Source organism: Prauserella flavalba, assembly GCF_003202235.1.
GTDB lineage: Bacteria > Actinomycetota > Actinomycetes > Mycobacteriales > Pseudonocardiaceae > Prauserella_A > Prauserella_A flavalba.
Genome location: NZ_MASU01000001.1, coordinates 33,984 through 47,126, shown reverse-complemented (window position 1 = coordinate 47,126; position 13,143 = coordinate 33,984). Strand labels below are relative to the sequence as shown.

The window sequence follows — 13,143 nt, the reverse complement described above, 5'->3', positions numbered from 1 at the left end:
AGGTGAGCAGGTGTTTTCGGCGTAGGATGGAAGGTACCGGAGGCGACCACGTATCCACGGGCATGTGGGTGCCGCCTTGGGCGCAGTAGCTATCCCCGGTCCGCTTAGCGGGTCGGAGGCAGGAGCGCCGAGATGATCTCGGCTCAGAATCTCTCCCACACAGCCCCTGTCGATCAGGTCGGTGTGGCAGTGCGGTTGCAGATGAAACCGGCCGGTGCGGCCCGCGGGTTTGTCGATGGCGGTTGGTGGCCGCACTCCGAAGATCCGGCCAACGAGTTTCCCGCTCTGGTCGTCGCGCTCGGGGCATGGGTCGGACCGGTCAGCCGGATGTCCTACCACCTCGACACCTGGCACGCGGTGGCACGGAAGATGCCGGTTCAGGGGCGGGTAGTGCGTTGCGGAGGCTTCCGGTCAATGGACGCGCACACCGTCGAGGTGATCGGTTCGGACGGTCGCCGGGTCAGCTTGTTGGTGGTCCCGCCGGGTACACCCGGCGGGACGGCCCGCGCGGTGTTGCGCTCGGCCGCAGGCGACGACTCGACCGCCAGCGTGGCGGACAATCTCGCCAGCAACGGCGTCACCCCGTCGACCGGCGACAGCAGCCCGCTGGGCACGACGTCCAGGACGGCCGAGCCAGCACCGGAACAGCGCTGGGAGACCGAGGGCGGCCACCTCCACGCCCCCGCCTGAGCCGGTGCATTCTCGTTCGAACGATGCGGCGTGTGTGGACGCGCGCAGATCGGCGTAGGGTGGGACAGGTAGCCCCTCACCTAAGAGAGGGGGCATCTCATGACCGATACGTCGGCCACCAGGCCCGTACAGTCCCACCCCACGCCCGCCGACTCGACCCCGCCGCCGCAAGCGCCGGTCGCCGAGACTGCCCCACTAGCAGCAGGCCCGGTCGGTCGCAGCCCGTTGCGGCGCACCCGCACCAGCGCCACCTGGATCGGCGTCATCGTGTTCACCGCCGTGCTCGTGTTGCTGCTGATCTTCATCTTGCAGAACACGCAGTCGGTGCAGATCTCCTACTTCGGCGCGACCGGACACGTCTCCCTGGCAGTGGCGATGCTGCTGGCCGCCGTGGCAGGTGTGCTGCTGACCGCGATCGCCGGATCGCTGCGAATCTGGCAGCTACGCCGACGCCTGCGCGGAGTCACGCGCCGGTAGGCCGTCCACACCGAGGCGACGAGGCGCTGCGGCGGCCACGCGCGTGGCACTGGTCCCTGCTGGGCCGCCCACTGTGCGCCAGCGGCGCAACACTCGGCGGCCGTAGTTGTTCGTGCCCGCGATCCGGTCCAGTTCCGCGCCGGTCGGCGTGCGGCCCTTCGATCGCTCGGTGACGTAGTACGCCCACATCCGCTGTTCGGCGGTCGGCTCCGCCGGGCGAGAGTCGTCCGGGATCGCCGCGAGACGCACCACGGACGTCATCTTGTCGCCGGTCTCGCTCGTCTCGGCGGTCTCGTCGCTGGTCTCGCTAGTGGTTTCGGCGCGGTGCCGCTTCAGCGCACGATTGAGCAACTCCACCGCCAGCAGCAGCGCCAGCGGCGGGCACGCCGCCACCGCCACGGCGAACACGCTCAACTCCGGAGCCGCCGCCACGTTCGCGCACAGCGACAGCACGATGCCGAACACGAACGCCAACCACGCCGCCCACCGACCACCCGCACGGCGGCCCTGTCCGGACTTCCACAGCTCGACCGTGGCCGTGGTCAACAACCCGTCCACGATCAACGGCCAGATAGCCGCCGTGGCCTCGTCCGCGCCGAACCGCAACGCGAACTCGCGCCCGTGCCGATACGAGGCGTACGCCGCGCCCAAGGCGACCAGTGCCGTACAGGCGCACTGGACCCACAGAGCGCGGTCCCGCCGAGCCGGGGCAGCCGCCGCGCTCATCGGGAACCACCCGCCATCTGTCGGCGCGTACCCACCGGGCGGATCATGATCTCAGGGCCTTCGACCAGCACTTCGCGGTTCGTATGCTGAAGCGTTAGGCCCACCATCGTGAATGGCCCCGCACTACGAGGCCGCGCCGCCAGGTCGGCGACCACCGCCGCCGCTTCGGCTCCCTCGGAATGCGCGACGCGCGGGATCCGTCCTCCGGACGCCCATACGCTAGAACTCACCCTTGTGCTCACGCCGCAAACGTGATGGTTGCCAGATCGCCGTGCCTCGCGGGGGCCTGTATCGACGTACATCGATGTCCGGATGTGTAATGAACATGTCCTTGCTGGCGTCGTGGCAATAGGCAAGGCTCCAGAGGAGCCGTCACCATCTCGCGGCTCAGTCCGTCTCGGGCGTGCCGAGCCTTCTTCGAGGCACCTGCGCCCCACCGTGATAGCCGACAGACCAGCATGGACGCTGTCCCGACCAGAAAGCAAGAATCAGTGCACAAACCACGTCTCGCACTCGTGGCCGCGGTGGCCACGCTCGGTCTTACCCTCGCCGCGTGCGGCGGCGAGGAGGACGCGGCAGGCGGCGAAGCCACCACGGCCCCGCCCGCCCCCACGTCGTCCGAGCAGTCGCCCGTCAGCGAGTCCGCGGATTCCTCACCCTCCGCGGGCGGCACCGCTCCGGTGGAGGCCACCGCTCCGGGAACGGAGCTTAAGGTCGGTGAGACCGCGACCATTCCGTTCACCTACGGAACCGACAAGAGCGGAACGATCGCCGTTACCGTGACCGCGATCGACAAGGGCGATCCCGCTGACCTCGCGCAGTTCGGTGAACGCGCGAACGGTCTCGTGCCCTACTTCATCAAGTTCAAGGTCGAGAACGTCGGCGGCACCGACCTCTCGTACGCCTCGGTGGACCTGCGCGCGATCACCGCGGACGGCCGCGGCACCGGCGTGGTCATCACCGGCGATGTCGAGGGCAAGTGCGAGACCGAGAACGCTGACAGCGAGTTCACCACCGCTGGCGCCACGTTCGAGACGTGCACGCTGCAGGCGGCCCAGGACGGGGTGGAGGTGACCGGCGCCGAGTTCGACGAGGGCGACGAGTACACCGACGACCCGATCGTCTGGACGGCCTAGCCCGACCGGCCCGGAGCCCGGTTTCGCCGTGAACCGGGTTCCGGGCGCCGGATCGGTCAGGTGGCCGCCAGTGCGGGCCGCGGGTCGTCGTCGGTGTCGAACCGCCCGGCGGCAGGACCGTGCAGGGAAACCGCGAACCGCCGCCGGTACTCGCCCGGGCTGAGGCCATGACGGCGAACGAACACGCGGTGCAGGGCGGCCGGGGAACCGAAACCGGTCATCGCCGCGACAGTGGACAGGGGCGAGTCCGTATGGACGAGCTGGTCGATCGCCGCCTGAACCCGTACTCGCTCCACATAGGACGCGGGTGTACTGCCCACCTCGTCGCGGAAGAGCCGCGCGAAATGGCGTCGACTGACGTTGACCCGCCGCGCCAGTGCTTCGACCGACAGTTCTTCACGCAGGTTGGACGGAATCCAGGCGAGCAGCTCCTCGAGTCGTTCGGACGTGGAGCGCCCCCGGGGACCGAGGTAGCCGCTGAACTGCGTTTGCCCGCCCTCGCGGCGCAGATGGACGACGAGTCCCTGCCCGACGCGCCGCGCCAGCTCGTGCCCGTAGTCCTGGGCGACCATGGCCAGGGCCAGGTCGATCGCGGCAGCCCCTCCGGCGCAGGTCCACACGGTGCCGTCGCGGACGAAGATCGAGTCGGCCTCGACGGTGACGTGCGGGTGCTCGGCCGCCAGCCGCGCGGCCGTGGCCCAGTGCGTCGTCGCGCGCCGCCCTCGCAGGAGCCCGGCGGCGGCCAGGACGTGCGCACCGCTGCACACGGAGACGAGGCGCGCCGCCGCCCGGCTTCCGTTGCTGCCGAGCCACGTCACCAGCCCAGGGTCGACCAGTGGTAGCGGCTCACCGGAGCGCATCCGCATTCCGCCGGGCACGAGGAACGTGTCGGCCTCCGTTTCCAGCTCGTGCCAGGAACGCTCGGCGACGACCCGCATTCCCGCGGCCGTGCGCACGGGGCCCCGCCGCGCGCCCACCAGCATCGGCCGGTAGGCGGCCTGCCCACCGCTCACGCGCTCGGCGGTCGAGAAGACCTGCGCGGGGCCGGCGACATCGAGCATCTCCACCCCGTCGAACACGGCGATCGCCACGACCCTCCCGGGGCTCGCGCCGAGGCGCTCGTCGTTCTGCGCCGCCCTCGCGAGGGTCACGCCGCCCCGCCCATCCGGTCAACTCTGGCGGTCAGCCCGGCGAGTGCGGCGAGATACTCCTTCGGACGTTCGAAGTGGACGAGGTGGCCGGAGCTGATCGTGACGAGCCCGGGATCGTCGAGCAGGCCGGCCGCGCGGGCGACGTCGTCACCGTCCATTGCGGCCATCAGCACCCCTCGGTCGTCGTAGGAGGTGCCGTGCCGGTTGAGCCACCAGTTGGTGTGGATCAGCGTGGTCGGCATCTCGACGGAGGCCAGCGCCTCGGCGGTGTCGAAGCCGTCGTACCAATGCCCCTCGTGCCAGGCGACACCGAACCCGGGGTCGTAGTGCACGAGCCCCTGGAAGTAGACGTTCACCAGTGCGGGGAGGAAGAAGATCCGGAGTGGCTGTCCGGGGTTCCGGTCGATCCACCTCAGGGAGTACCGGGTGATCACCGGGGCGAGCCTGCCGAAGAAGGCGAAGTAGTCGCTGTGTTCGACGTAGTAGCGCTGGAAGTCCGAACCGGTGTCCGCCCTGAGGTACTCGGCGGCCAGCCGTGGGAGGACCGCACCGGTGGTGTGCTCGGCGCGCGGCGGGATCGACGAGAACAGGGGCGGGTCTTCGAGCAGCAGCCCGCGGACGAGATCAGGCCGCCGGGCAGCGAGCCAGAGGGCGAGCAGGCCACCCGATGAGTGACCGCAGACGATCGCGGGCTCGCCCACGGTCGCGTCGAGAAAGGCCTCGAGCAGCTCGCCGACGCGGACAGCGGTGTACTCCGACGCGTCGAGCCTGCCCGACTGACCGTGTCCCGCGACGTCGATGGCGAACACGTGATGCCGTGGGACGAGCATGGGAAGGACCTTCGCGTGGTCCTCCCATTGCGAGCCCTGGCCGTGCAACAGGACCAGCGGCGGTCCGTTGTCCGGCCCCTCGCCGTAGTTCGTGGCGAACCCGTCGATTTCCACCCGGCGCTCGACCAGCGCTGCGCCGCCCCCACCCGCCATCAAGCCCCCATCTACACGCGCACTCTGGTATAACTTTTCCTACCATACACACTCTTACGACACGGCAGACTTTTCGTACTTTCACTGAAAGGGGTTGGATGGCCGGGATGATCCAGGGGCCCGACGGGCGGTACATCGTCGGTACCGTCAAGATCGGCGAGAAGGGCCAGATCGTCATCCCGAAGGATGCGCGCGAGATCCTGGGCCTGTCGCCGGGAGACACGTTGCTGGTCCTCGTGGACAGCACGCAGGGCATCGCGCTGGTCGACAACGAGCGGTTCCAGCACTTCGCCCGCAGCATCCTCGCCGCGGACGAGGCGCCCGGCGAGGCCGCCGAGTAGGCCGCGAGAACCCCGGTCGTGCTCACCCCGCCCTGAAGCCGCAGGTTCACGGGCGCCTCGACCATGTCGGGGTCGCCCGCCTCGTACGTGGTTCCGGTGATCGTGAACCTGAGCCGGTACACGTCGCGGAGGCCGCCGGGGTGCTTCGCCCAGCCGGGTGCCGGTTCGCGATGGAACTCGCCAAGCTCGTCGAAGCGAACCGACCCTGAGCGTCCACTGTGGATTCACCGTCGCCGTCGCGGAGCAGCCCGGCGGATGGCCGAGCGGATGCGCGCCACCGCGTCGGCCGGGCCCAGTTCGCGGCGCAGGTTCAGCAGGTAGCCGGCGGGGTGGTCGGCCAGAACCTTCCTGCGCTGGTCGTTCAGTACGGCTGGTGGCCCGCGCGGCGCGGGATGCGCGGGCCGATCGCGGCGCCCAGCGTCGACAGGGCGGCACCCGCCACGAGTAGCCACGGGCCGGGGCCGAGCTGGTCGAGGTGCTCGCCGCTGTCGGTCAGCATCAGCAGGCTGATCACGTGGTAGAGCAGGCACAGACCGGCGATGACGGTGATCATGATCCGGGTGGGCGTGGTGTTGCCCTCGCTGAGGCTGCTCTTCATGAGGCCGCCGCGTTTCCGGATGCTCTCCCGAGAGCGGAGCGCGCCGAGCGTCCACATCGCAGGAGGTAGCGCGGCCAGTACCAGGGCGATGATGGCTCCCGTCGGGAAGTAGATGTCCACCAGCCTGTCGTTGCCGTTCAGACTGGTCGCTGCGTCGGCGGCCTGGTCGATCGACTTGGCGACCTCCGCGAAGCTCGCCTCGGCGACCCAGTTCAGCGCGAACATCCCGAGTGCGGCGAGCGCGATGCCCAGCACGGCCGGGATCGCGCCCCAGCCGGGCAGCGTCAGCGGCGGTTCCTGCTGCGGAAACTGCTGCCGCGGGTACATCTGCTGCGGCGGTCCACCCTGCGGTTGCCAGCCCTGCTGCGGTTGCGGACTCTGCTGTTGCCAGCCCGGTTGCTGTGGGCCTTGTGGCTGCCAGCCGGGCTGCTGCTGTGGATAACCCTGTCCGGGACCCCCGTAAGTCATGCCCGACAATTTAGCCCGCGAGAACGGGCATCGCGCGGGCTCCGGCCAGGTCGGTCCGGTTTGTCCGGACCTCACAGTCCCGTCGCGCTGGGCAGCATCGCCGGGCAGCCCGACGTCACGTAGCTGCGGCTGTACTCGAAGTGCCAGTACTCGTTCTCGTAGCGGCGGCACCAACCCAGCGCGTGCCCGTTGCGCTCCACCCAGCCCGCCGAGGCGTGCGGTTGGACGTCCACCGCGGTTCCCCTGACGTGCATGGACTTCTCCGGCGGCAGGACGTACCGCGCCGCGAGCTCCTCGGTGCCGAACCGCTTCACCGCGTCGGTGAACTCCCGCCGCTGCTGGCTCGCGCTGCGCTTGCCGTCGTTCAGGCACAGCCGGACGCCCTGCTGGTCCGCCTCGGTGCGCAGGCGGTGCCACGCGGCGAGGACATCCGGGCGCAGACCGCGCGGCTCCTCGTTCACGTACCGCGCGTCGAGCGCGCACACCGGCCCGGTCCGCGGCCCCACGACCTCGTCGAGAATCGGCGACGCCAGCCCCGGGACGCGCTCCCGCGCGAAGACCGGCCCGCCCGCGAGAACGACGGCCGCCGCGAGCGCCAGCGCCAGGTACGCGCCGAGCACCGTGCGGTGGATTCGGATGGCAGGGGGCATCGGCACTCCATTCGCGAGGGGTTCTGCTTCGAGCCAAGCAGCGGAAGCGCTCGTATGTCCAAGAGCTAGATTTGAACGAGCTATAGCTTTTTGATATTCGTTGCTGGTGGACCTGCTCGCGCACCTCGAGGCGTACGTCGCCGTGACGGAGGAGGGCAGCTTTTCCAGGGCCGCGGACGTGCTCTACGTCGCACAACCCGTCCTGAGCAGGCGGATCAAGACGCTGGAGCAGCACCTCGGCGGCGAGCTGTTCGACCGGTCCCGGCGGCAGATCACCAGCACCGACCTCGGGGTCCAGCTCCTGCCGCACGCGAAAGACGTGCTCAGCCGCGTCGAGCACCTGCGTCAGGTCGCGCGCGCGGCGCTGGCCTCGGCGGCGCAGCCGGTGGGTGTGCCGCCGGACTGCGATCCGGCCACACTCGCCCGTGTCATCAGCTCCGGGGCCCGGCGCGGGGTGACGATCAGTGTGCGGGAGCTGCCGGCCGAGGAACGGGCCGACGCGCTCGCCGCCGGTTCCCTGACCTTCGCGTTGCTGCGGGTGCCGCCCGAGGCAGCATCCCACCGCGTGCCACTCGGTCTCGCCACCTCCGCGCCCCTGCCGACGCGGACGGTGCACCTGGAAAGCCTGCGGCCCCGGCGCGGCGCGCCCGCCCGGCAGGCACCGCCGATCCTGCTCACCGCCGAGGACGGGCCGGGGTTCGCCGCGGAGCGCTTCGACAAGGCCGCCGCCCGCGCCGGGCTCGCGGAAGAACGCGTCCGCCGGGCCGCCTCCACCGCCGCCGCGGTGGCGGAAACCCTTGCGGGGCACGCCATGCTGCTGTGCGCCGAGCCGCTCGCGCGTCGCCACGAGCTGGCGTGGACACCGCTGGCCGACGAGTCCCTCCATCGCGGCTACGAGCTCGCGAGGACGGCAAACCGCGACGTGCCCGCATGGCTCGAACCGTTGCTCGTCGCCGCGGTGGGTGCCAGGGCGGAGCCCGCCGAGCTGCCCGCGGACCGCGACGTCGAGAGGCCGGACGTCCGCGCGCGGCTGGCGGCCCGCGGATGAGCGCCCGTCGTCCCGCCTACGTCGCCAGCACCGCCGAGCTGCTCCCCGTCGCCGAGTCGATCGCGGAGCACTGGCGGGAGGTCGGCGCCACCGGCCACCTGCTTGCCCGCAACCTCGACACCGGCGAGCAGCTCGGCTTCGACGTGGACACGCCGGTGCCGCTCGCGTCCGTGGCCAAGGTTCCGCTGGCGCTGGTGGTGCTGGACCGGATCGCCGAGGGTGAGCTCGATCCGGCGCTGCCCATCACCATCGACCCGGCGACCAAGAGCGTCGGCCCCAGCGGCGTCGCCGCGTTCCGCTACCCCGCGACGCTTGCCGTCGGCGACCTGCTGCACCTGACGCTGACCGTCAGCGACAACGCCAGCGCCGACGCGCTGTTCGACCTCGTGGGGGTGGAGCACGTCGATGGGCGGCTGCGCGACTGGGGCTGTGCGGGCATCCGCATCCGGCACCGCATGCAGCGCATGTACGAGTGCGCGGCGGGCGTCGCGGGCGACGACTTCGGGCTCGCGCTCCAACTGGCGATCCGCGACGACGCCGCGGCGCAGCACTCCATCGAGACGCTCGATCCCGCACACGCCAACGTCGGCAGCGCGACCGCGCTCGTCGAGCTGCTGCAACGGTGCTGGCTCGACCAGGTCTCCCGGCCGGGCGCCACCGCCGAGCTGCGCAGGCTCATGGCACTGCAGGTCTTCAACCAGCGGCTCTCCAGCGACCTGCGCGCCGACACGGTGCGGGTGAGCGGCAAGACCGGCACCTTCCTGCATCTGCGGCACGAAATCGGCGTGGTGACCGCGGAGTCCGGTGACCGGGTGGCGATCGCCGCGCTCACCCGCTCCTCGCGCAGGGCCAGCATCGCCCACGACATCGACCTCGCGATCGGCGCCGCGGCGCGGTCGGCGTTCGAGAGCCTGAGGAGCTAGGCGGTCTAGTACTCGGAGACGAGGTCGGCCGGGTTGAGGGTGACCGGGAAGGGCTCGGCGACGGCGATGTCCTGGTCGCGCTCGGCCTTCTCCAGCGTGACGTAGGCGCCGTCGCGCAGGACGAGGCACAGCACACTCGGCACGTACGGATCGACGAGCCAGTAGTGCGGGCAGCCCGCCGCCGCCAGCCGGGCGCGCTTCAGCTCGGTGTCGATGAGCCTGCTCGACGGCGAGATCACCTCGACCGCCAGCACCGGCACTCCCACCAGCGCGCGTTCGGTGTAGTCGCTGCGGCGGCCCACCACGACGTCCGGGATGAGCACCGTGTCGTCGGCCAGCACCACGTCCACCGGTGCCGGCAGCGCCTCGCAGTCCCGGGGGCAGCTCACGCTCACGGCGGCGAGCACGCGAGCCACGACGCGCTGATGGAGGGGACGAGGGGATGGGCTCATCAAGAGCACCCCGTCCACCAGCTCGTAGCGGTGTCCTTCATCCGCGATCGACTCCAGATCCCTACGCGTCAATGGCTCGCGATGTCCGAAAACCGGGACCGATGCCATGTTCTCCCCAAAATCGCGTAGTTCCGAACGCGGACTGGAACAGCTTAGAGGCTCGATGTTGCGGCCCGCTGTGGTCCGCTGGGCCCATGAACACCAACAGAGCAACGCCGCCCGCCGTCGCTCGCCCGGAGTCAGCACCGGGCGTCACCGGGGGTTTCGATCCGGTTACCCGTGAACGACTTTCTGTCGCGTACTGCGCCGAACGCGTGCTGATCGGGAGTTCGCTGAATCGTCGACGCCGGTATTCCCCGCTGCAACCTCCTGCCGTGCTCCCGGCAAAGTTCGCAGCTCGCCCGCGGTCTACGCCGACGCCGCAGGCCCTGCCACACTGGGCCGGACCCCGGCACACCCGACGAAGAGGACCCCGATGCTCCCGGACTCCCTCCGGGCCGACGTGCGGACGTTGTGGGACTACCACGACCTCGGCCACGAGCTGCGCCCCTCGGACGTGGGCATCGGGCTGGGCAGCCACGACCTCGGCGTCGCCACCCACACCGCACGCCTGTTCCACCAGGGTCTGTTCCCGCTGGTCGTGTTCACCGGGGCCAACGCGCCGACCACGATCGACCGCTTCCCGCGCGGCGAGGCCGTGCACTATCGCGAGCATGCGCTGGAGCTGGGCGTGCCCGACGACGTGATCCTCGTGGAGCCCGCCGCCCGCAACACCGGCGACAACATCGACCTCAGCAGGCGCCTGCTCGCCGACGAGGGCGTCGAGGTCTCCTCCGTGCTGCTCGTCTGCAAGCCCTACCAGCAGCGGCGCGCGTACGCGACGGCGAGGAAGCGCTGGCCCGATGTGGAGGTGCGGTGCGCGTCCCGGCCGCTGTCGCTGGACGAGTACATCGAGAGCATCGGCGACGCAGGCAGGGTGATCGACATGCTGGTCGGCGACACCCAGCGGATCACCGAGTACGCCCGGCGCGGGTTCGCCATCGCCCAGGACGTGCCCCCGACCGTGTCGCACGCGTGCGCCCGGCTGGTGGACGCAGGCTTCACCAGCCGCCTCGTGCGCTGAAGGTTTGCCCCCACCGTGCGCTGGTAAGCCCCGGAGCGGCAGACGCCGGTTCGGAAGGGAGCGCGACGTGCCGGAGGAGAAGAGGGGCCCCGACGAGAGCAAGCTCGCCGAGTCGCAGCGGCTGATCGACGAGGCCAAGGCCGCGGCGAGGGACGACGAGAAGCTGATCGAGCGGCAGGACGCCAGGGAGGTCATGCCCTCCGACGACGAGGAGAGCGGCCACACCCCCGCTTGAGCACCACGCTCAACCCGGGAGCCGCCAGCGCTGCGCAGGCGGTGGTTCCAGCACGTCCGCGAACTCGGTCTCGAACGCCCGCGCGATGTCCTCCACCTCCCACGTCTCGCGGCGCAGCACGGGCTCCTTGACGGCCGGCTGGCGCACGAGGTGCAGCGCGTCGCCAGTGGAGCGCACGACCTGGCCCGTGATGCCCGACGACAGGTCGCTCAGCAGGTACGTCACGAGCGGCGCCACCCGCTCCGGGGTGTGGTCGCGGCTGAGGCGTTCGCGTTCCACGGCGTCGGCCTCCACCATCCGCGTCCAGGCCAGCGGGCTCACGGCGTTGACCCTGATGCCCTCGGCGGAGAGGTCCGTCGCCCACGAGTAGGTCGCCGCGGCCACGGCACCCTTCGACGCCGAGTAGGCGGCCCCGTTGCTCTTGCCCAGCATCGAGCCCGACACGATGTTGACGATCGCGCCGTGGCCCTGCCGCCGCATCACCGGGATCGCCGCCATGCCGCAGTACAGCGAGCCGAGCACGTTCACCTCGACCAGCGCACGCACCCGGTCGGGATCGTCGGCCCACGGCGGCACCTGGTAGTTCAGGCCCGCGTTGTTCACCAGGCCGTCGAGCGCGCCGAACCGTTCCACGCACGCCTCGACGATCGCGCTCGCCCCGGCGTAGCCGGTGACGGAGTCGCCGTTGGACAGTGCCAGCCCGCCCGACGCGACGATGCCGGCCGCGACCTTCTCGGCCAGCTCACCGTCCACATCGTTCACCACGACGGCCGCGCCGTGGCCCGCCGCGTGCATCGCGTAGGCCCGGCCCAGTCCGCGCCCGGCGCCGGTGATCACCACCGCCTTGCCTTCGAGGACGCCCATCGCTCCATGTTGAACACCCGCTGAGTGTCAGTCCACCTGGCCGAGCACGAGCGCCCCGATGTCTCGACCGAGCCGGACGGGGCTGTGCCCGCCGCTCTCCCGATTGGACAGAACTGCCACCGCGATGTCGTCGTCCGGGTAGATCCGCAGGTAGGTGCGGCTTCCGGGCCACGCGCCGTCCTTGTCGGCGAACCGGTGCCCTCGCTCGGTGCCGGTGGTCCAGCCGTAGGCGTAGGTGCTCAGCCGATCCGGTGGCGTGAGCATCCGATCGAGTGCCGCCGTGCCCAGGACGTCTCCGTCCACGATGCGCTGTCCGAAGCGGGCCATGTCGAGCACCGAGCCCTCCAGCCCGCCGCCGAGCACCTTGTACGTCGAGTCGGCAGGCCGTAGCTCGCGGTTGTCGCCCGTGTAGAGGGTCATCCTGCGCACGGAGGTGTCGGTGAGGTCGATGGGGCGGACGCTCGGCAGCCGGTACCCGCGCGTGACCCATTGGTCCACGATGTCCCCGATCGGTTCGCCGAGGTGGGCCTCCAGCACGGCCCCGAGCACGGCGTAGCTGTGTGTGCTGTAGTACCAGCGCTCGCCGGGTTCGCACACGAGTGGCCTGCCTGCGAACTCGGCGACGGCCGCGAGGGCCGTCTCGTACGGTGGTTCGTCGAACGTGGCCGCGGGGATCTGCGCGTAGTGGCCGACGCAGCCGCGCAGGTCCAGCAGCTCGCCGACGGTGTGCGTGTGGTGGGCGGGCAGTTCGGGCAGGTACTCGCGCGTGCGGTCGGTGAGGTCGAGCGTGCCCCGGCCCGCCTCGGCGACGTCGAAGGTCAGCGCGCCCGCGATCGCCTTGCTGACGGAGTTGTACGGGCCGACGATCGTGCCGTCCATCCACACGTCGTCGTCGATGTCCGCGTGCCCGAACCCACGCAGGTAGCGCAGCCGGTCGCCCTCGATCACGGCGACGGCGATGCCGGGCACGCCGGTGGTGGCGAGCTCGTGGGAGATGCGCGCGTCGAGCTGCTCGCGCAGCGGCCAGTCCCTGCGGTCGCCCTGCACACGCCAGGTTGCGGTGTAGCGGGTGCCCCGTGGCGTCTCGCGACTTTCGACGCGCACGAGGCGGTAGCCCTCGTCCTGGTGCCGGTGGGTCCAGTTCGCGAGCGCGCGTGCGGTCAGATCGTGGTGGGTCACCAGCCCGTCGGCCGCGGACACGGCCGTGGCGCTGCCGAGCAGCAGCGCCACGAGCGATCCACAGAGGAGGGAACGGAGGGGTCTTCGTCGCATTCGGAC

At 70.7% G+C, this 13,143-nt stretch carries 16 protein-coding genes; 8 read left to right on the top strand and 8 right to left on the bottom strand.

The window, feature by feature from the left end; genetic code table 11:
- Positions 1-132: 132 nt before the first annotated feature.
- Together BA062_RS00250 and BA062_RS00245 are read left to right on the top strand one after the other, a co-directional pair.
- Entirely contained in the window at positions 133-690 is a 558-nt protein-coding gene (locus BA062_RS00250; RefSeq protein WP_210406717.1) for a DUF5994 family protein, read from the top strand.
- Between the two features lie 99 nt (positions 691-789).
- Complete coding sequence (locus BA062_RS00245) at positions 790-1,167, top strand: lipopolysaccharide assembly protein LapA domain-containing protein (RefSeq protein ID WP_110333968.1); 378 nt, start codon at positions 790-792, stop codon at positions 1,165-1,167.
- Here BA062_RS00245 and BA062_RS00240 read toward each other — a convergent pair.
- Positions 1,132-1,893 carry a DUF2637 domain-containing protein gene (locus BA062_RS00240; protein WP_091514135.1) on the bottom strand — a complete coding sequence of 254 codons (762 nt, stop codon included), beginning with the start codon at positions 1,891-1,893 and terminating at the stop codon, positions 1,132-1,134. The genes BA062_RS00245 and BA062_RS00240 overlap by 36 nt on opposite strands.
- A 491-nt stretch (positions 1,894-2,384) precedes the next feature.
- Between BA062_RS00240 and BA062_RS00235 the strand changes: the two genes are divergently transcribed.
- Complete coding sequence (locus tag BA062_RS00235; protein ID WP_110333967.1) at positions 2,385-3,029, top strand: hypothetical protein; 645 nt, start codon at positions 2,385-2,387, stop codon at positions 3,027-3,029.
- Positions 3,030-3,085: 56 nt separating this feature from the next.
- Here BA062_RS00235 and BA062_RS00230 read toward each other — a convergent pair whose 3' ends face one another.
- Together BA062_RS00230 and BA062_RS00225 are read right to left on the bottom strand one after the other, a co-directional pair.
- Positions 3,086-4,180 (bottom strand): GlxA family transcriptional regulator, encoded by a 1,095-nt coding sequence (locus BA062_RS00230; protein WP_245959609.1) that lies wholly within the window; start codon positions 4,178-4,180, stop codon positions 3,086-3,088.
- Positions 4,177-5,163, bottom strand: coding sequence for an alpha/beta hydrolase (locus tag BA062_RS00225; RefSeq protein ID WP_146239978.1), 987 nt, complete (start codon positions 5,161-5,163; stop codon positions 4,177-4,179). The genes BA062_RS00230 and BA062_RS00225 overlap by 4 nt, the downstream gene beginning before the upstream one ends.
- A 98-nt stretch (positions 5,164-5,261) precedes the next feature.
- On the opposite strand from BA062_RS00225, the gene BA062_RS00220 reads away from it, so the two are divergent.
- Complete coding sequence (locus BA062_RS00220) at positions 5,262-5,504, top strand: AbrB/MazE/SpoVT family DNA-binding domain-containing protein (protein ID WP_245959608.1); 243 nt, start codon at positions 5,262-5,264, stop codon at positions 5,502-5,504.
- 361 nt (positions 5,505-5,865) lie between these two features.
- On the opposite strand, the gene BA062_RS00215 is transcribed toward BA062_RS00220, so the two are convergent.
- Together BA062_RS00215 and BA062_RS00210 are read right to left on the bottom strand one after the other, a co-directional pair.
- Positions 5,866-6,570: a hypothetical protein gene (locus BA062_RS00215; protein WP_146239977.1), complete on the bottom strand. Its 705-nt coding sequence runs from the start codon at positions 6,568-6,570 to the stop codon at positions 5,866-5,868.
- A gap of 71 nt (positions 6,571-6,641) precedes the next feature.
- Positions 6,642-7,220 carry a D-alanyl-D-alanine carboxypeptidase family protein gene (locus BA062_RS00210; protein ID WP_110333964.1) on the bottom strand — a complete coding sequence of 193 codons (579 nt, stop codon included), beginning with the start codon at positions 7,218-7,220 and terminating at the stop codon, positions 6,642-6,644.
- 106 nt (positions 7,221-7,326) lie between these two features.
- Here BA062_RS00210 and BA062_RS00205 point away from each other — a divergent pair, with 106 nt between their 5' ends.
- Positions 7,327-8,268: a LysR family transcriptional regulator gene (locus tag BA062_RS00205; RefSeq protein ID WP_110334312.1), complete on the top strand. Its 942-nt coding sequence runs from the start codon at positions 7,327-7,329 to the stop codon at positions 8,266-8,268.
- Complete coding sequence (locus tag BA062_RS00200) at positions 8,265-9,191, top strand: serine hydrolase (protein WP_110333963.1); 927 nt, start codon at positions 8,265-8,267, stop codon at positions 9,189-9,191. Before BA062_RS00205 ends, BA062_RS00200 begins: the two co-directional genes overlap by 4 nt.
- A 5-nt stretch (positions 9,192-9,196) precedes the next feature.
- Here the strand turns inward: BA062_RS00200 and BA062_RS00195 are convergent, their stop codons facing one another.
- Positions 9,197-9,643: a Uma2 family endonuclease gene (locus BA062_RS00195; RefSeq protein WP_391362087.1), complete on the bottom strand. Its 447-nt coding sequence runs from the start codon at positions 9,641-9,643 to the stop codon at positions 9,197-9,199.
- A 475-nt stretch (positions 9,644-10,118) separates the two neighbouring features.
- Here BA062_RS00195 and BA062_RS00190 point away from each other — a divergent pair, with 475 nt between their 5' ends.
- Positions 10,119-10,766, top strand: a complete 648-nt coding sequence (locus BA062_RS00190; RefSeq protein WP_110333961.1) for a YdcF family protein — start codon at positions 10,119-10,121, stop codon at positions 10,764-10,766.
- Positions 10,767-10,833: 67 nt separating this feature from the next.
- The gene (locus BA062_RS39685) at positions 10,834-11,001 is read left to right on the top strand and encodes a hypothetical protein (RefSeq protein WP_168213845.1); all 168 of its coding nucleotides are present in this window, start codon (positions 10,834-10,836) and stop codon (positions 10,999-11,001) included.
- 9 nt (positions 11,002-11,010) lie between these two features.
- Here the strand turns inward: BA062_RS39685 and BA062_RS00185 are convergent, their stop codons facing one another.
- Entirely contained in the window at positions 11,011-11,865 is an 855-nt protein-coding gene (locus tag BA062_RS00185) for an SDR family NAD(P)-dependent oxidoreductase (protein ID WP_110333960.1), read from the bottom strand.
- A gap of 27 nt (positions 11,866-11,892) precedes the next feature.
- The gene (locus BA062_RS00180) at positions 11,893-13,095 is read right to left on the bottom strand and encodes a serine hydrolase (RefSeq protein ID WP_168213844.1); all 1,203 of its coding nucleotides are present in this window, start codon (positions 13,093-13,095) and stop codon (positions 11,893-11,895) included.
- Positions 13,096-13,143: the final 48 nt, after the last annotated feature.